We start from the raw sequence: 18,244 nt of genomic DNA, 5'->3' as shown, positions 1-18,244 counted from the left end.
TTCAATTCGATATAGCAAAATTGTGTTAATTCACCGTACTCCCCCTAGTTTATAGCGCAGGAAACTTCTACACTGGTGCCACAAGTTTTTATGCAACAGGATGTAAAGTGAGCACGTTATTCGATAATACTCCCCCTCGAAAAGACACCTTCTCGTTTAAATGGCAAAAGTACAAAGGAAAAGACATTATTCCTGCGTGGGTTGCTGATACCGAATTTCGTTGTGCTCAGCCAATTCTAGACGCCATCTCAAGCTATGTAGACCACGGAAATATGGGATACATACTGCCCGCGCATCACGAAGGCGCTATTCAGGCGGTAGTTAAGTGGCTTAAAGATAAACACAATTGGGAAATCGAGCCTGAGTGGCTTGTGTGGACACCAGGTGTAGTTCCTGCCTTTAATGTCGCCTGCAAGGCTTACTGCGAGCCAGGGGATAAGGTGCTTATCCAGACCCCCAATTATCCGCCATTGTTAGCTGCACCTAAACTAAACGGCTTAGAGCGCGTTGATATTGGTACGGTGGTTCAACATGATAACGGCGATAGCTCAGAGACGATTAACGAAGTGGAAGGCGCGCGCTATACACTAGATTTTGATGCACTAGAGCGAGAAGCGGCAGACCCTAAATGTAAGCTGTTTATTCTGTGTAACCCAATGAATCCTGTGGGTTCGGTACTTTCTAAAGAAGAGTTAGATCGCATTGCCGACATTTGTAATGCAAATAACGTTACGCTTTGTTCAGATGAAATTCACTGTGACCTAATTCTTGAAGAGGGCAAACAGCACATACCCGCTGGGCGTGAAGCCAATCTTGCCGATAATAGCGTTACGCTGATGGCTGCAAGTAAGACCTTTAATATTGCAGGCTTGGGCACGTCATTCGCCATTATTCCTAACAGGCAACTGCGCCAGTCATTTACTAATGCGGCGGCGGGCATTGTGCCCTGGGTTACTGTGCTAGGACTGGCAGCGACTGAAGCGGCATTTACCCAGTGTGACGACTGGCACCAGGCGCAAATTGCATACCTTCGCGAAAATAGAGACATGGTATTTAACACTATTAACAGCATAGACGGGCTGCGTATGCTTAAAGCCGATGCGACATTTTTAGCTTGGGTAGATGCCAGTGGGTTAGGCGTAGAAAATGTTCAGCAATGGGCACAAGAGAAGGGCGTTGGTCCATCTCCAGGTATTGATTTCCATAAAGCCGACCACTTTAGAATTAACTTTGGCTGCAGCAAATCTATGCTCCAAGACATTCTTCAACGCCTCGCCAGCTAAGAGAAGGGGTAAGAGTACTTTTCTAACTTATGAGCGTTGTTAAAAAGGGCCAAAGTATGCCTTTGGCCCTTCTCATATGAAGTGATGCTATCGGTCAGATGGGTTCACAGTTACCTTGGTTACTCACTACGATAACCCAAAAAAGGGGCTAAATTACTCTGCCCCTTTCTTGTTTTCTTGACGTTAGCTAAACACCCCAATGAGCTTATACAAACCTAGCCCAATAACGGTACCCACTACAACAAAGCCTGCTAGGTTACTCTTCCACGTATTCCTGAATTCGCCTAGTGCGGTGCTTTTATTCATAACAACCAACAAGAAAATGGCAATAATAGGCAGTAAAAGGGCATTAGTAGCTTGTGCAAACAAGATTGCTGGTAAGGGCTTAAAGCCCAGCGCTGCCACACTTACGCCTACCACGATGATGATAAACCATACCGCTTTAAAGCTCTTGCTTTGCATGTCGTCAGACAGCCCCAGTGCCCCCGTTACGGCATAAGCTGCGGCCAATGGTGCTGTGATAGCACTGGTAAGGCCTGCTGCGAATAACCCAAGCGCAAAGAACCACTGCGCTTTATCACCTAGTACAGGCTTAAGTTGCTCGCCCATATTCGAGGCATCCATAGTGGCGGCTTGATTAAAAAACGCCATCATAGCCGTTGCCATTACGATAAGTGTAATTAGCCCGCCCATGCTTATGGCTTTCGCCGACTGATTGCGACAGGCTACTACCGCGTCCTGTTTGTTCTGGCCCCGAGATGACTTGGCAACAAGGCTGGCGTGTAGAAATAAATTGTAAGGAACAATAGTGGTGCCAATAAGTGCAAGTACTGTCGTAATGGCGTTTGCGTCGAGGCGCGGTGAAAGAAGCTGACTAAACATGGCTGCAATGTCAGGTTTGGCCACTAAAAGCGTAACCAGAAACACGCCCGCCATGATAAATACCAGGTAAACAAGCACGGTTTCAATCCATTTGTAGCTTCCGGACCAAAGCAAAACAATGGCAATTGTGCCGAGGATGCTGGCCCATGGACCTATGCCGATACTAATAAAGGCATCTAAGCCAATAGCCGCGCCGGTTAAATTTCCTGATTCATAGGCGGCGTTTCCAATACCAATGGCGCTAACAATTAACACAATAAATGCGTTTTTAAGCCAAGGTTTATACGCCATATTTTTCATAGCGCTGGCTAAGCCCTGACCACTTGCCACGCCTAATCGAGCGGCCATGTCTTGCAGTACGATGGTTGCGAAGATGGAAAATAGCAGTGCCCACACCAGGTGAAAACCAAAGTTTGCACCCGCCAAACTGGCTGTAGTTACTGTTCCAGGGCCTATAAAGGCGGCCGCGATGATATATCCTGATTTATCTTTTGCCATTGCAACGACTCTTAGTTAAGTTTTGCTATCATGACAATAGGTAGGCGAGCACGCAACAGTACCGCTAAACCAATACAGTAACAGATTGGTTTTAAACCTATTGTCGCGTGCCCAATGCAAGTGTCGTGCTTTACTTTATGCCTTATATGAATGATATAAGGCTTTAAAAACGCCCCCCTTGCAAAGTGGCCGCGCAGACTACCGTTTCATGAAAGAGAACGCAAATTAAAATAGGACTGTAATGGTGAATGACGGGTTTCCAATAAATACAATCAGCGATATTGTTTCATTACCTAGCTTAAGAGAGGTTCTGCCAAGTCCCCATCATATTGATGGAATGATATTCGCTGTGGCATCGGCGCCTGAAATTCCGATGCCGGAACAATGGATGCCTTGGCTTATTCAGTCTAGCAACAGCCAACTGGTCGATAAAGATGTAGGTAAGTTAGCCGACGCTCTCATGAACGGCCTGCGCGCGCATTTAGACTTTATGCGTCAAGAAAAGTCTCCCCTTCCTTGCGAATTGCTAAAAACGTTAGAAATAGAAGGTAGCGCCTACCCATCCCCCGCACTAGAAAATTGGTTAAATGGACTATTACAGGTGCATAAACAGTTAGAACCGGTGTGGGAAGATGCATGGCAGCACTTAGAGAAAAACAGCACTGCTAGTAAAGAAGTGCCTCCAGACGATAAACCGGCTTCATCTGAGCAGGCAGAGCCTGCGGAAGCAAGGTTATCACGGTGTTTAAAGTTGTTTTCTACACTGGCGAATGTGGAATTAGCACTTTCATATCGAAATGAGAAGCAAGCGAAGGAGCTCAAAGGCAACATGGGGCTGCTTGTAAAGCAGTTGCCATCGGTACTCGCAGATTACACGAACCTTTCAGGGGAGCTTGCAAGTTCCTTACCTAATCAATTTGAAATGTATACCAAAATAACTTAATGAAAAGCATTATATGGTGCTGTAGCTGATTGCAGTAAATTAACGCTGCCGTTGATGCTGCCGTTGATGCTGACGTTGATTTAGCGTGTGCTTAAGCGAAGCGGTATAGGTGTCTAGCTCTAGCTTCGCTTTTTCATATTGCTCGTTAAGCAGGCTAGAAGCAGGCTCTCTCATAAGCGCCTTGAAGGCGAGGTCGGTTTGCTTTAGCAAATGTTTAAGGTGCTGATTACTATCATCCATGGTAAGTCTTCCGATCTGAACAATTCATTAAAACCGAGAAGTGGGGTCTACTCGGCGACTATGTGTACATCAACATCACGTTTAGTTACTTAACTATTGCTAGGCAGTACAGTTTCCATAAGTACTGTTTCCTTAAGTGCTGTCTAGCGCGCATATTTTACGTATTTGCTTTAGCGTTACCCCTAAAAAGGTTTCACCACCGCGAGACAAACGATAGCGAGAATAATTAATACCGGCGCTTCATTTAAAAAAACGATAAAAACGGGGCGTGTGTCTGTTTTCGTCCCGTGCGAATTGCTTCACTAACTTAAACAAATAGAAGTGATACCCGTAAATAGCAAGCAACAACAGTAACTTTATATGAAGCCACCCTGACATTTTAAACCACGTGCCCCCGTAGCTGACAATAAGCGCAACGCCGAATGCCAGAGTTAACAAGGCGAATGGTGTAACAAAGAACCACAACCGGCGTTCCATCACCTTAAATTCATCCTTTACCACTTGAGATTGTGTGGTGGCATGGTAGACAAACAACCTAGGTAAATAAAATAACCCGGCCATCCATGCCAACATGAAAAAGATATGCAGTGCCTTAAACCATAAAATGTACATATTAGTAATGAGCCTTTTGTAAGAAGCTTTGCAGGATATTCCACGTAACTACGCCAATAATATCGTTAAGCTCCTGATCGTAAATATAAACAGCGCCAGAGCGCGAATTTTTGAGATGTTCATACACTTCGTGCAGTGTGGACTGCGCACTTATGCCTTCCATATCATAATAGTTTAAGGCAGATGCATCGTGTTCCAAGCTGACATTGTATTGGACCAGTTTATACTGCACATCTATTTCAAACTTTGACTTCTGAATGACAATTTTTGTTGGATTACTTTCTAAGTAGTTGAAAAGTGCAGCCTCTGGTGCATCGTGAAAAAGTTTGTACTCTGTGTTCATGGCCGCAAGTACGCCGGTTTTTTCAAGGGCCTCGCGAATAGACGAAATGGCGTAAGGTAAGTTCTGGTAGTCGAGCTGACGGATGAATATGGAACGGTTACCGAAAAACTGCGTTGAGGTCACGTAAGCAGGCACAATGACAAGCATAGCGGGCAAAATTATTTGCGGGCTATATGAAAGCTCCATAACCGCAGATAGGGCAGCAAGGGGGGCGTGCAAAACCGCAGTCAGCATGCCGGCTATGCCCAGTAAAGCGAAGCTGTTGGTAAACTCAGGAACGTTGATAAAGTAGGAGAGCGGTAACAACAACACCGCGCCGGCCAGCATGCCAATTACCATCACTGGGCCAATGATGCCCCCCGGTATTCCCAAACCAATAGCAAACACCGCCAGTATCACCTTGAATATTAGGGTAGATACCAGTAGTAAAGCGCCCGGAGAGCTATCAAATAAATGCTCTACGTCTATAAAATTAGCACCAAGCGCCTCGGGGATAAACATACCGATTGTACCGGTTATTAGCGCGGCAAGTACTAAGCGCCACACCATAGAAACGGGACGAAACCAGGTCATAACGCGCATTAACTGGCTGTTGAATAACACCGCCAACATGCCCAGTAAAACACCTAACAGCACCAAGTAAAAGTACATCCACTGGCTGAACGCGTTAAAAGATAAAAACGACAGTTCGTTCACTTCGCCAAACACTATTCTGGTGAGTACAGAGCCGCAGGCGGCCGCTAGCATAATGGGAACAAAGATATGAATTTTGTATTCTCGAAGCACCACTTCCATAACAAAAATAACGGCGGCAAATGGGGTGTTGAACGATGCCGAGATACCTGCAGCAATGCCGCACCCAGCCAGAATACGTATACTGTTGTAAGGCAGCCTAAGCCATTGCCCTAAAAAGCTACTGCCAGATGCGCCCATGTGTACCGATGGACCTTCTCTTCCTACAACAAAGCCCCCCGCTAAGGCAAGCATGCCGCCAAAAAACTGGTTTATTGTGGTTCTAAGTGGTACATAGCCGTAATAATACTTAACCCTGTGTATAACGAAGGGGATACCCAGTCGGTAATGCTTGAAGCCAGTAAGAAATGCGATGAACAGTATTAACCCTACGCTGATAAAAGGCATGATAAGCCAAACTAACCAGTCGTGGGTAAGAACAGCTTGAAGCGACGATACGCCTGTTTCTTGTAGCCACTCAACACAGAGCCGAAACAATATAATGATAAGCGCCGCGCAGGTTCCCCCTACAATGCCCAGCATGCACAACTGAATGGATGTGCGTGGGTGAGCTACTTCCTCTCTTAAAGCCTGCAAGCGCATGTTGTGGTACAGTTGATTAACGTAGCTAGCAGCTTACCATAAACACTTAAAATTCATAATATTTAGAACGCTTTAGCACTGAGTGTTTTTTATAGATGTAGAGAAGATGACAACAGATCAGTTAAAAGAAGTACTAGGCAATTATAAATGGTCACTGCTGGTGGCGCTTATTATGTTAGTCATGGTGGGGTTTGGTTATAAACTCGCCCGAATGATTGATGAGGGAGACCGTAAAAAAGTACAGGCCCAGCAAGACACTATTGCCATTTTGTCTAGCGAAAATAACACCCTGACCACGAGAGTAAATCAACTTGAAGTGGCTATAGAATTATCAAAACTAGAAGCAGAAAAAATTACCAGCACCTTAAGTGAGCAGAAAAAAGAGCTAGAAGCACAGCAAGAACTATTAAGCTTTTACGAGCGGGTGATGGCCCCAGAAAAAGTTGATGCAGGCTTTGCCATTGAGGGGGTGGAAGTCTTTCCCGTCGCTGAAGAAGCTTACCAGCTAAGAATGGTGTTACTTCAGGCGAAGCAGAAGAAAGCGGTGATAAATGGCAATGTTAAAATTGCGATTACAGGGAAGCGAAATGGCGAACCGGTAACGCTAACATCGGGCAAATCAGGTGTATTGGGTGAGGATGTGAAATACCGCTTTCGCTTTTTCCAAGCGGTGAACCTAACGCTCACCATTCCCGGCGATATAGATATTGAAACCATCGAGTTATCTACCACTGTTTATCAATATAAAACGCGAAAAGATAACTATGAGCTAAGCGTACCTTGGAATAAGGCGCTTTCTGTTGGCGTGGAATAATTCCAAGTTAATGACTATAACTAAAGCCTGTATCGAGAAGCGTTAGCTTAGCGTGATACAGTCATAATGATAAAGGCGCACCGTTTATCGGCGCGCCAACACGTTTTTACTATTAACTTTCTAGGGTAACCGTTCCCTGCATTATGCCAATGTGGCCTGGGAAAGAGCAGAAAAACATATAGTCTTCATCTTTACTTAACCCTTTCACTGAAAACGTGGTAGAGGTTTCTTCACCGCCGCCAATAATTTCTGTAGCGCCAATGACTCTTTCATCGTTAGGCTTAATGTAGTTATTATCTAAACCAGCGCTCATACCGTCGGTTGCTACAGCTTGTCCATCTGCCTTGGCTGTCATAACCCAGTTATGGCCCATAGATTGTTTCGGTAACTGACCGGTATGTTTAAGCGTGACGGTAAACTCATCACAGCTTGCTGGAATAACCACATTTGACGTATTAAATTGCATAGCGTCGTTACTTTCTACGGTAACAGCACAGTCATTTGCAAAAGCGCTTGAAGCGAAGAAAAGAAACGTAGCGCCTCCAAGTAACTTCTTAATCATAGATAATGTCCTTGAATTTAGATGAATTACACCTATCGGTGGAGCGAAATGGTTCATCCTTACATACGTATCAGCGTAACACTAGATCAAATTAAATGCTAATGGTTATCATTTGTTTTTGTCGGTGCTATGCTCAATATACTTTCATTCGTGTAACGGCAAGTAAACGTACACAAGGTAATATGCTGCTTACCGCACCAATTAAGCATCAAACTAATCAGTTGGCTTTATCGACGCGCTAGTTAGCTTTATAGCGGTCAGAATGAAACGCAAACCGTTATATTGAGTAAAAAGAGTGATCGAATAGGCTTTGCACGGATAACAATAGATATGAGCAGGTTCAAAGCAGGGGAAGCTTGCTAAGCGCAGTACCTAAGTTTTCAACCATTTTCATCAACACAAGGACACGAGTAATGACAGCGACACGCACAGAACGCGACAGCATGGGAGAGCTTCAAGTACCCAAAAACGCACTATATGGCGCGCAAACGCAACGGGCTATAAACAACTTCCCCGTAAGCGGTCAGCAAATGCCAGAGGCATTCATTCGCGCACTCATCACTGTTAAAAAGGCAGCGGCGCAAGCAAACATGAAACTTGAAGCACTAACCGTTGACCGCGGGCAAGCCATCGTTAACGCGTGTGATGAACTGTTAGCAATGGATGATGTATTAATACACTTTCCGGTAGATGTGTTTCAAACCGGCTCTGGGACGAGTACTAACATGAATGCGAACGAAGTGATTGCGCAGCTAGCCTCACGTAACTCGAATGAAAAAGTACACCCCAACGATCATGTAAACTATGGACAAAGTTCTAACGACGTAATACCCACCACCATTCATGTAAGTGCGGCAATTGCCCTATCGGGCGAACTCATCCCTGCGGTCGAAAGCTTAATTGAGGTGATTGAAGTCAAAGCAGAGTCTGTGGCGCAATACTGCAAGACAGGGCGTACACATTTAATGGATGCTATGCCTGTTCGTATGGACCAAAGCCTAATGGCGTGGTCGGCACAACTAAAACAGCAGGTAGCAACCCTTCGCTCAGTGCAGCCCGCAATTCAAACCCTAGCCCAAGGGGGGACCGCAGTAGGGACGGGGATAAACGCCCATGCCGACTTTGCCCCAGCGTTTTCTGAAACGTTAAAAGAACTTACTGATATTCCGTTTACGCCAGCAGATAATTTTTTTGCACTTATCGGCTCGCAGGATACGGCGGTAACCTTATCTGGTGCGCTGAAAAGCTTAGCGGTGACGTTAATGAAAATCGCGAACGATTTGCGCTGGATGAATTCCGGCCCGCTAGCTGGGCTTGGCGAAATAGCGTTACCGGCATTACAGCCTGGCTCGTCTATTATGCCTGGCAAGGTGAACCCGGTAATTCCCGAAGCCGTGGCGATGGCTTCTGCTCAGGTTATTGGGAATGATGCGGCCATAACCGTGGGCGGCCAGTCTGGTAACTTTGAGCTTAATGTGATGCTGCCAATGATTGCGACCAACTTGCTTTCAAGTTTGTCGCTAATGACCAACAGTGCAAGCCTTATCGGCGAACAGGCGATTAAAGGGTTTACCGTTAACCAGGATAATTTAGAAGAAGCGCTTTATCGAAACCCCGTACTTGTAACCGCCCTAAACCCGGTTATTGGCTACGCTAAAGCTGCGGAAATTGCAAAAACCGCTTATAAGGAAAACAAGCCGGTTATCGATGTGGCCGAGGCGATGACAGATATTCCCAGAGACGAGTTGGTACAACTGTTAGACCCTGAAAAGTTAACCCGGCCTTAAATATAAAACATGCCCCTAAACGCGAAAAAGTGCGACCGAGAGTCGCACTTTTTCGTCTTAACGCCGCCGTAAAAACCTGAGCAACAATGCTAGCCCCCCTTGCCGCGTAAAAACTATTCGCTTGTTGGCATGCTCTTGGCTTAGTCTTTGAAATAAAAGTATGCCAATAACGTGTTAAACACACCGCACAGTTGCTGTATGTACACGCAATTTTTGATACAGTGACACACTGAAAGATTTATACAGCTGCGTTAGACAGCAACAACATATTGCGCTAATAGGTTTTGCTTTAAAGCTTAGTCACAAGCAACACCTTTTCGGGAAGAAAAAATGACAGAAACTTGCTTTCGCATGAAGGGCACTACGCTCACCAGTATTGTGTTAGAAGTATTAGATTTTGAGCCAGATAACTTTGAAACTCAGTTGTCTCAGAAGGTTGCCAGTGCGCCACAGTTTTTCACGCGTTCCTCACTGATATTGCACCTCATTAAGCCCCTATCGGCCACTGAATTCGAACTACTTGTTGCACTGTGTCGCAGGTTACAGCTACAGCCTATGGCGGTTAAAGGGGAAGTGGCAGAGCTAAAACCAACGATTAATGACTTAGGTCTTGCCGATGTAAGTCAAAGTAAATTCACAGATAGTACGCTTCGTTCACAAAAAACAGCGCAAAGTGCTGAGGTTAAAAGCGAAAGCACAACCAACAGCGATGCGGAGTCTGCTCAATCTCAAAATAATGAGCCGGCCGCACCGGCAAAGGCTGAAGCGATAAGCCCGCCTGCTGTAGCTACGCTAAAGCCTGCCAAGGTGATTAACCGCCCGGTAAGGTCTGGTCAGCAAGTTTATGCAGAAGGAAGCGACTTAGTAGTTACGGCATCCGTGAGTGAAGGGGCCGAACTGCTTTCCGATGGCAACATCCATGTTTACGGGACACTGCGCGGCCGTGCGCTCGCAGGCGTAAAGGGAAATACCGGCGCTCGCGTATTTTGTCAGTCGTTAGATGCAGAACTAATTTCAATTGCAGGGCAATTCATTATGCACGAAACCGTGAAAGGTGAATGCTGGAAGAAACCTGCGCAAGTATTTTTAGAAGAAGAAACGTTACGTATAGAGCCGTTGGCTTAATGCTTTGTACGCACTAATAGGAAAGAATAGATGGCAAAGATTATCGTAGTAACCTCAGGAAAGGGAGGTGTGGGTAAAACCACATCAAGTGCAGCAATTAGTACAGGGCTTGCATTAGCAGGGCACAAAACCGTGGTGATCGACTTCGATGTGGGTTTGCGAAACCTCGATCTGATCATGGGCTGTGAGCGTCGTGTTGTTTACGATTTTGTGAATGTTATTAATAAAGAAGCGTCGCTTAAGCAGGCCCTTATTAAAGACAAGCGCACAGAAAACTTGTTTATTCTACCGGCTTCTCAAACCCGTGATAAAGATGCCCTAACCGTTGATGGTGTTCAGGCCGTACTCGATGAACTTAAAAAGGACTTCGAGTTTATTATCTGCGACTCTCCAGCAGGTATTGAGCAGGGCGCACAAATGGCATTGTACTTTGCTGACGAGGCCATTGTGGTTACAAACCCTGAGGTATCATCAGTGCGCGATTCAGACAGAATCCTGGGTATTTTACAAAGCAAGTCAATGCGTGCTGAAAAAGGCGAGCCGGTAAAAGAGCACCTTCTTTTGACCCGCTACAACCCGTCTCGGGTAGAAAGCGCCGAAATGCTGAGTGTTGCTGATGTTGAAGAAATACTCGCTATCCCACTATTAGGTGTTATTCCAGAGTCAGAATCAGTGCTAAAAGCATCGAACCAAGGGCAACCGGTTATTCTTGACGAAGAGGCTAACGCAGGACAAGCTTATGCTGACGCCGTTAAACGTCTGCTAGGCGAAACTGTTCCACATCGTTTCCTTGATGCAGAGAAAAAAGGGTTCTTTAAGCGTCTGCTAGGAGGGAAGTAATGGGCATTTTTGACTTACTCAAAAAGAAGCAAAAACCGAGCACTGCGGCGGTTGCCAAGGAGCGGTTACAAATCATTGTGGCCCATGAACGTCAGAAGCGCACCGAGCCTGACTATTTGCCCATGATGCAGCAAGAGATTATTCAGGTCATCCGTAAATACGTCACTATTGCCGATGACCAGGTGTCGGTGCAGCTAGACAATAACGACGAGTGCAGCGTACTAGAATTGAACGTTACATTACCTGATAGCAACAGCTGAAGGTATTACAAAGTCACGAATCAATTGCTTGGCAAGCTAGGCGGTGAAAGTGAGTAATAACTTAATCACTTCGCTTAGCTTGCGCAATGAGTGCTTCGTCGACATCAAGCTGCTTTGAAGCCTGGGCAATAAGGTTTACATCAAGAGGCGGAGGCGCAACCTCAACACCTTCGCTAAGCGCGTTGACGATAGTTTCAAGTACGTCTATACGCGCCTGCCATTTGTATTCCCCATTAATAATATGCCAAGGCGCATAAGACGTGTGGGTGCGTTTAAACATTTCATTTGCGGCGGCAATATATTCGTTTCGCATTCGACGATTGTGTAAGTCCTCTTCCGTTAACTTCCAGCGTTTGAATGGGTTATGTAACCTCTCTTCAAAACGTTCCCTTTGTTCTTTAGATGATATATGCATAAACAGTTTTACAATGCGTACGCCGTTATCACTCAGCGTTTGCTCAAATTCGTTAATTTCGCGGTAGCTGCGCTGCCAAATAGGGCGTTCAATAAGGCTGTTCACTCGTTCCACAAGCACTCGACCATAATGGGAGCGGTCAAATATATGAAGTGAACCAGGGGGCGGGATGTGTTTCCAAAAACGATATAAAAAGTGTTTTTCCTGATCTGATTGGGCAGGCTTAGCCACTGGGAAAACAGAAACACCTCTAGGATCTAGTTTTTCTGTAAGCCGCCTTATGGCACCACCTTTACCCGAGGCATCCCACCCCTCAAAGACAATAAGCGCTCGTTTCTTTTGATGATAATAGGACTGCTGCACGTGGAATAACGCTTCCTGATAGCTTGCAAGTGCGTTTTTGTATTCATCCTTACTTTTAAAACGAGAACTTCCAAAATCGTCAAAAAGACTTGGGGTAGTTGGTTTTTTAGCGCCATCTATCATAATAAATCTCTTACTATTCAATGAGTAATATCATTCTATAAGTGTTTTTATTAATTTTTCGCGACCAGCCGTGCAGAAATAAAAAGAACGTCTACACTTACCTGTCAATTTAAGCTATCAGGATTAGAACATGCAGTTCAATGTTTACCCTTTCTTTCTTTTATTCCTTATGCTCTTCTCCTTTCCTTCTCTTGCATCGCTTTGGAGCGAAAATGAACTTCATATTCAGCAAGGCAAGTTAAACCAGCCTTTCGCCGACGTGTCGGGCACCACATCAGATACAACGATAGTCACGTTTCAGCATGCCAGTGGTTGGGAGTACGGCCAACATTTTTTCTTCGTAGACTATGCCAGTACCGAGGACGACGACTCTCTCTACGCTGAGTGGTATCCAAGCCTGAGTACCCACGCTCTTTTTGACAGTACCTACGGCGGGGTATTGAAAGATATTAGTGTTGTTATGGGCGTGAATATGGCTCCCGAGTCAGATGTACTTAAGTATTTACCAGGTGTTCAGCTACATTTAGATGTAGACGGCTTCCAATTTTTAAACCTTCTGATTGCTGGGTACATAGACGACAGCGAAGGCATTAGCGCAGGCGGCGCACCAAAAGAAGGTGACAGCTGGATGCTAGATCTTGCTTGGCGATATCCATTAGCGATTAAATCTCAACACTTCTACATCGAAGGGCACGTTGAGTATATCGATGAGCGTTCTTCTGAAATACCGGGCGTCACTGTTGAATCGTGGGTATTGGCACAAGCACAAGTACGCTGGGATGCAGGAAATGCGTTTTTTGACGTTAAAGACAGGTTGTTTCTTGGTATTGAATATCAGTACTGGAACAACAAGCTGGGTACGCAAGAAAAGGACAACACCGTACAAGCGTTAGCAGTTTGGCGGTTTTAAACAGATACTTTCCGTTTTACCCTTTAACCATGAGAGATGGGGTAGCATACGGTTGAATCGTTAAGTTTCGCCCCAATAATTGCTAACTATCCGCAAGTATTAGATAATTGCGGCCAAGCACAAAGTGCAATCGCACTAGGTTAATGTAGAGGTGGGTATGTCTGTAGAAACGGCGTTGCCAATAGAGTTTTCCGACGCTGCCGCAGCGAAAGTGAAAACCCTTGTTTCAGAAGAAGAAAATCCTGATTTGAAATTACGTGTATACGTAACAGGTGGTGGTTGTTCGGGCTTTCAATACGGCTTCACGTTCGATGAGAAAGTAAATGAAGGCGATATGACCATTGAAAAAGACAGCGTGACCTTGGTGGTTGACCCTATGAGCTTACAATATCTTGTAGGTGGTGTAGTGGATTATGTGGATGGGCTGGAAGGTTCTCGATTCCTAGTACAGAACCCAAATGCCACTACAACCTGTGGCTGTGGCGCAAGCTTCAGCGTTTAGCGCTATTGAGTTGTACTCGCGAAGACTTAGATAGGTATACATCGCAACATTCTGTATGCCTATCGGTTGTCGCACTTTTCGTCTTTCCTTTGTTTACTTTTCGTGGCTACACTTGATTCATCGACGATAACTGTTTAGGACAGCGTTTATGAAACTGTATGGCTCTACCACCTCTCCTTATGTTCGCCGTATTCGTATTGTGTTGGCGTCTACGGAGCATGCGTTTTTGAACCTTCAAATATTCTCAGGTGAAGATCGCGAGCTACTCACCTCTCGTAACCCAACGCTCAAAGTTCCGTGCCTCGAAGATGACGGCCAAATGATTTTTGACTCCCGTATTATTTATAACTACCTCTCTGACAAGCTGGATCACGAAGGCTTGAGTTGGGAAGAAGAGAACCAGTTGACCTTAATCGATGCGGCTAACGATTCATTTGTACAGCTGATGTTACTCAAGTGTTCTGATTTCGACATTAGCCAAGATAAGATGTACTTCAGACTTCAAAACGAGCGCATTGAAGCAGTGCTTAGCGCATTATCCGAACAACTGGATGCAGGTGGCTTCAGCGGCTGGACATACCCAGAGATTTGCTTGTACACCATGATTGATTGGGTGCTTTTTAGAGAACTACACGACATAAAGGATTACCCTCAACTGCTGGAGTTTCACGAACAGCATCACAACCGTATTGAAGTTACCGCTACAGACCCTCGAAACTAGGTTTTCCTCTAGTACCCACGGGAAAAGTCAAATTGGTATTTAAGTGGTTGGCCTTCAAGGTAGCGCTTGGCATTGTCTAGAAACATGTCCGCCACGTCACTTGGCTGAGACTCAGCGGCGGTATGGGCGGTAATGGTGATGTTAGGGTGGTGCCAAAACGGGTGTGTTGTATCTAACGGCTCTTCGCGAAATACATCGAGCACAGCATGGGCAAAGATGCCGCTATTAAGCGCATTAAGCAGCGCCTCATCATCAACTGCGCTGCCGCGCCCTGCGTTAATGAATACACTATGGCTCTTCAGTGCGCTAAAAAAGTCATCAGACAGTAAATTATGGGTGCTAGGTGTATCTGGCATCAAATTCACTACGTGATCGCATGCATTTGCAAACGCTGTGATAGTGTCTGGTGTGTACACCTTTTCTACCCCTTTTATATTGTCGCCACTTCTCGTTAAGCCTACAACCTTCATACCCAAAGCGTGGGCGACAGGGATAAGTGCTTGGCCTATACTGCCTAACCCAGCGACGCCTAATGTTTGGCCGTGTAGGGGAATGCGTTGCGACGCTTCCCATTTCGGCACACCGGCGCGCTGGTTTTGCTCAAAAGCCTTCGTGTTTCTGGCATGCTGAAGTAAATAGGCAAATACGTATTCACGCATAAGTTTGCCAAAAATACCTTTTAGCCCAGTTAGGTTGTAGTCTGTTTTAGTGGCGTTGAGAAGCGGGGCGTTACCGGCCCAGGTTGACTGGCACCAGACCAATGTTGAACACTTATCAATGATAGAAGCGGTAAGGTCGGGGTCGGCGAGTAATACGGTCACATTTTCTGCATCGATCGCGTCAGGGCGATGAGTAACGCATTCAAGCTCGATAAGTGGCTGGCCATCCCTGCGTCTGAACGTCTGATTATCAGCCAGTTTGTCGCGAAGTGCTTTAGCAATCTCATCAGCCTCATCGCTTAAAATTGTGAGCTTAATCATCTTTGAACCCCTTACAGTCATTCGCTTATCCTTCCCAAAGTAAACTTTTCTTTCCTATGCATGGACGTAAAATCGTCGCGCTGGTTGTTCTAAAAATGTGATTTAAGTTTTACATTTTTGTAAATAGTGTTGGTGCGCGCTAACGCGTATCTGAAGTCAATTCGCAATGGAATCGCCATGCAGTCAGAAAATAACTATCAAAACACCGTATCAACCGCTGTTGATGTAAAAAATGCTAAAGTGCTTTCGCCTAAGCGTAACACGACTAAAGCTGAAACCACTGAAGGTTTGGTGGAAGAACAGCTTTCTCATTTTGGCATTGATGCCTCAAGCGAGTATGGCAAAGCCCTAGCGAATACGGCCCATCATTTATACGGCGCCCATGCGAGCGTGATGCAGCTGTGGGACATTACCAGCAATACGCTGCAAGGACTCGACAAAGAAGACCGAGTGGCATATTTCAATGCTAAAAAGTTTCTATCTTTTCAAATCGCTAAAACCTTGGATACGTTACAAAACCCATTTCGCGCAACTTACCAAAGTTTATCAAGCGGAAGTGGCTCTCAGGGGCACTATCCTTTATTTGATAACGTGACTGCGCTGTTTTCGGCAACACCTGTGGTAGTTAGAACCGCAACCTATGTGTATGCCTGTACTGAATGGGTAGACGATGCGTTTCAGGGTAAAGAGTTTACCCATCAAATTTACTCGCGTTTATTAAATCCTACTAACATCTCGCTCGCTAATGCGATTGTTGATATGGAAGCTGGCCCTTATGCTGCTGACTATTTGGCGTGGAACTTTAATTCGGGTATGGCTGCAATAGACGCCTGCTTGTCTAATGTATTGAGCCATGGCGATGTACTCATTGTTTCTCGAAACGTTTACGGCGGCGTGTATCAACTGCTTCACGATTATTTCGCTCGACAAAACAGAATGGATATTCAAATAGCATGGTTTGACGGTTACGACACGCAAAGCTTTGCGAAATTTATGCAGCAAACCAAAGCGGAGTATGCTGATCGCCTAGATAATGGCGCTAACATGCATGTTTATTTAGAGTCGCCTTGTAACCCCCATGGTTACGTTTTGGATGTGCCAGGAATCTGTGAGCTAGCCCATGCGCAAAATGCATTAGTCATGTTAGATTCCACGCTGGCAACGCCTGTGCTTCACCAGCCGCTGCAACACAAAAATAAAGCTGCACGGCCTGACTATGTTATTCACAGCTACACCAAGGACTTGTGTGGTAGCGGGGCAACAACGGCGGGGGTTGTAATAGGCGAGGGGCATCGTATGTTTCAGCCTAAAGGAAGTTCAGTCAATGGGGTAGACTGGTCTGAGACCATGTTTTGGGATGTGTACTACATTAAAGGCGCGTTTCTTGATTCTGAAAAAGCATTTGATGTGCTAAATGGCATGAAAACCCTTGAACAGCGCATGATGACCAAAGTCATTAATACTCAGGTTTTTACCTCTTTCCTTAACGCGCATAATCAAATTAGGGTGAACTGCCACGCACTGCCAGAGCATGAAAACGCGGGGCTTCGTGAAAAACAGCATACGCATGGCTGGCCTTGTACGCTGTTCACCGTAGATATGGCTCCCGCAAACTTGCCTCGCGATGTATTCGTACGTTTCTTCGATGCGTTAGAGCCGGCATTTAGCCATCAGGTAAGCATAGGTCAAAACAATACGATAGTCTTATGTCCTGCACTTACGTCTCACTCTGAGCTAAGTAGCGATGAACAGAAAAAGGCAGGCATAGAGCTTACAACAATGCGTATCGCCATGGGGACTGACAATGTAAAACAGTTAATTGCCCATTTTATGCTAGCCGCAAAGCATTTTATTGAACCGCATGCGCCAGGCTTTTGTGAGAAGTTTATGGCGAACGCTGATATTGACGCATTGTACGTCTCGGTAAGCGAAAGAGTATGTTCACAGCACTTTAGCAGCAAAGCCAGTATGGATTCGCTCATGAAAGGTGCATAAGTGTACGTTTAAGCTCAAGAAAATGCTGTAAGCTGTCGATACCGTTATGAGGATGTTCTCCTTCTCCCGGGCCTTTCCTTACGCGGGCTCGGGATTTTTTTATCTGCATCAAAGCGACATAGGGCTTAGTGCTTTTAGGTCTTTGGTGTACAGTAATAAATAAAATACCCTTAACAGTCAAACGTAACTAAGGCGGCGTTATGCACGAGTTTAAAATTGATGTGACCCTAGATGCATCATTGCCCTTTGTTTTTGCGGCGTTTCATGAGCCTGAATACCTTTCTCAGTGGTTTGCGCCTGGCGATTGCATGGTGACTCAAGTCATGATCGACTTTAAAAGTGGTGGGCGCTACCGCATCAAAATGTTGTACCCGAGTGGCATAGAAATGTCGTTGACCGGTGAATACGTGCTTATTTTAGCTAACGAGCAGCTGTCTTTTTCTTGGGCATGGGAAGATAACATGGAAGAGTCTGTCATGACATCCGTTGACGTTCACTTTGAAGAAACGGAAGAAAATCAAGTGCGTTTAGTGCTTTTGCAGCAGGGGTTTATGAATAAAAAAGAATGCGATCAGCACCACTTTGCGTGGATGTCGTGCTTAGAAAAATTGGCTGTGCTATCGAAAAAGAAAAAAACGTTCAGCTAAAACCTATGTGCTATTAGGTATGCGCGCTTTCAAGTAATAAATAGCGTGTTTAAAAGGCAGAGGC

The 18,244-nt window shown here is 45.4% G+C and carries 18 protein-coding genes and 1 pseudogene; 12 read left to right on the top strand and 7 right to left on the bottom strand.

Annotated features, from left to right (window positions below):
• Window positions 1-107 precede the first annotated feature (107 nt).
• Window positions 108-1,283, top strand: a complete 1,176-nt coding sequence (locus ACX5J7_RS13655; protein ID WP_071959839.1) for a MalY/PatB family protein — start codon at window positions 108-110, stop codon at window positions 1,281-1,283.
• Between the two features lie 183 nt (window positions 1,284-1,466).
• On the opposite strand, the gene ACX5J7_RS13650 is transcribed toward ACX5J7_RS13655, so the two are convergent.
• Window positions 1,467-2,663 (bottom strand): Nramp family divalent metal transporter, encoded by a 1,197-nt coding sequence (locus ACX5J7_RS13650; protein WP_287148907.1) that lies wholly within the window; start codon window positions 2,661-2,663, stop codon window positions 1,467-1,469.
• Window positions 2,664-2,904: 241 nt separating this feature from the next.
• On the opposite strand from ACX5J7_RS13650, the gene ACX5J7_RS13645 reads away from it, so the two are divergent.
• On the top strand, window positions 2,905-3,606 hold the full coding sequence (locus tag ACX5J7_RS13645; protein WP_287148906.1) for a UPF0149 family protein: 702 nt from the start codon (window positions 2,905-2,907) through the stop codon (window positions 3,604-3,606).
• A gap of 39 nt (window positions 3,607-3,645) precedes the next feature.
• Here the strand turns inward: ACX5J7_RS13645 and ACX5J7_RS13640 are convergent, their stop codons facing one another.
• The 3 genes and pseudogenes from ACX5J7_RS13640 to ACX5J7_RS13630 form a co-directional block, all read right to left on the bottom strand.
• Window positions 3,646-3,846: a hypothetical protein gene (locus tag ACX5J7_RS13640; RefSeq protein ID WP_287148905.1), complete on the bottom strand. Its 201-nt coding sequence runs from the start codon at window positions 3,844-3,846 to the stop codon at window positions 3,646-3,648.
• A 182-nt stretch (window positions 3,847-4,028) separates the two neighbouring features.
• A pseudogene (locus ACX5J7_RS13635) lies at window positions 4,029-4,458 on the bottom strand (CopD family protein).
• A 1-nt stretch (window position 4,459) separates the two neighbouring features.
• On the bottom strand, window positions 4,460-6,136 hold the full coding sequence (locus ACX5J7_RS13630) for a chloride channel protein (protein WP_071969553.1): 1,677 nt from the start codon (window positions 6,134-6,136) through the stop codon (window positions 4,460-4,462).
• A gap of 106 nt (window positions 6,137-6,242) precedes the next feature.
• Between ACX5J7_RS13630 and ACX5J7_RS13625 the strand changes: the two genes are divergently transcribed.
• Window positions 6,243-6,950: a DUF6776 family protein gene (locus ACX5J7_RS13625; RefSeq protein ID WP_498707333.1), complete on the top strand. Its 708-nt coding sequence runs from the start codon at window positions 6,243-6,245 to the stop codon at window positions 6,948-6,950.
• Between the two features lie 112 nt (window positions 6,951-7,062).
• On the opposite strand, the gene azu is transcribed toward ACX5J7_RS13625, so the two are convergent.
• On the bottom strand, window positions 7,063-7,512 hold the full coding sequence (gene azu / locus ACX5J7_RS13620; protein WP_012519608.1) for an azurin: 450 nt from the start codon (window positions 7,510-7,512) through the stop codon (window positions 7,063-7,065).
• A 413-nt stretch (window positions 7,513-7,925) separates the two neighbouring features.
• Between azu and ACX5J7_RS13615 the strand changes: the two genes are divergently transcribed.
• The 4 genes from ACX5J7_RS13615 (at window position 7,926) to minE (ending at window position 11,524) form a co-directional block, all read left to right on the top strand.
• Window positions 7,926-9,299, top strand: a complete 1,374-nt coding sequence (locus tag ACX5J7_RS13615; protein ID WP_287148903.1) for a class II fumarate hydratase — start codon at window positions 7,926-7,928, stop codon at window positions 9,297-9,299.
• 330 nt (window positions 9,300-9,629) lie between these two features.
• Window positions 9,630-10,424, top strand: a complete 795-nt coding sequence (minC, locus tag ACX5J7_RS13610; protein WP_498707332.1) for a septum site-determining protein MinC — start codon at window positions 9,630-9,632, stop codon at window positions 10,422-10,424.
• Window positions 10,425-10,454: 30 nt separating this feature from the next.
• Window positions 10,455-11,264 (top strand): septum site-determining protein MinD, encoded by an 810-nt coding sequence (minD, locus tag ACX5J7_RS13605; RefSeq protein ID WP_012519605.1) that lies wholly within the window; start codon window positions 10,455-10,457, stop codon window positions 11,262-11,264.
• On the top strand, window positions 11,264-11,524 hold the full coding sequence (gene minE / locus ACX5J7_RS13600) for a cell division topological specificity factor MinE (protein ID WP_287148902.1): 261 nt from the start codon (window positions 11,264-11,266) through the stop codon (window positions 11,522-11,524). The genes minD and minE overlap by 1 nt, the downstream gene beginning before the upstream one ends.
• A 61-nt stretch (window positions 11,525-11,585) precedes the next feature.
• On the opposite strand, the gene ACX5J7_RS13595 is transcribed toward minE, so the two are convergent.
• On the bottom strand, window positions 11,586-12,425 hold the full coding sequence (locus ACX5J7_RS13595; protein WP_015067907.1) for a polyphosphate kinase 2 family protein: 840 nt from the start codon (window positions 12,423-12,425) through the stop codon (window positions 11,586-11,588).
• Between the two features lie 130 nt (window positions 12,426-12,555).
• Here ACX5J7_RS13595 and ACX5J7_RS13590 point away from each other — a divergent pair, with 130 nt between their 5' ends.
• From ACX5J7_RS13590 to ACX5J7_RS13580, 3 genes are all read left to right on the top strand, one after another.
• Window positions 12,556-13,335 carry a hypothetical protein gene (locus ACX5J7_RS13590; RefSeq protein WP_498707331.1) on the top strand — a complete coding sequence of 260 codons (780 nt, stop codon included), beginning with the start codon at window positions 12,556-12,558 and terminating at the stop codon, window positions 13,333-13,335.
• 157 nt (window positions 13,336-13,492) lie between these two features.
• Window positions 13,493-13,837: an iron-sulfur cluster insertion protein ErpA gene (gene erpA, locus ACX5J7_RS13585; RefSeq protein ID WP_012519601.1), complete on the top strand. Its 345-nt coding sequence runs from the start codon at window positions 13,493-13,495 to the stop codon at window positions 13,835-13,837.
• 148 nt (window positions 13,838-13,985) lie between these two features.
• Window positions 13,986-14,558: a glutathione S-transferase family protein gene (locus ACX5J7_RS13580; RefSeq protein ID WP_498707330.1), complete on the top strand. Its 573-nt coding sequence runs from the start codon at window positions 13,986-13,988 to the stop codon at window positions 14,556-14,558.
• Window positions 14,559-14,566: 8 nt separating this feature from the next.
• Here the strand turns inward: ACX5J7_RS13580 and ACX5J7_RS13575 are convergent, their stop codons facing one another.
• Window positions 14,567-15,538: a D-2-hydroxyacid dehydrogenase gene (locus ACX5J7_RS13575; protein WP_498707329.1), complete on the bottom strand. Its 972-nt coding sequence runs from the start codon at window positions 15,536-15,538 to the stop codon at window positions 14,567-14,569.
• Between the two features lie 177 nt (window positions 15,539-15,715).
• Between ACX5J7_RS13575 and ACX5J7_RS13570 the strand changes: the two genes are divergently transcribed.
• Window positions 15,716-17,533, top strand: coding sequence for a trans-sulfuration enzyme family protein (locus tag ACX5J7_RS13570; protein WP_015067903.1), 1,818 nt, complete (start codon window positions 15,716-15,718; stop codon window positions 17,531-17,533).
• Window positions 17,534-17,733: 200 nt separating this feature from the next.
• Window positions 17,734-18,180 (top strand): SRPBCC family protein, encoded by a 447-nt coding sequence (locus ACX5J7_RS13565; protein WP_015067902.1) that lies wholly within the window; start codon window positions 17,734-17,736, stop codon window positions 18,178-18,180.
• The last annotated feature ends 64 nt before the right edge of the window (window positions 18,181-18,244 follow it).

It is taken from the genome of Alteromonas infernus (assembly GCF_902705815.1).
This window is presented reverse-complemented; position numbering and strand designations above follow the sequence as displayed.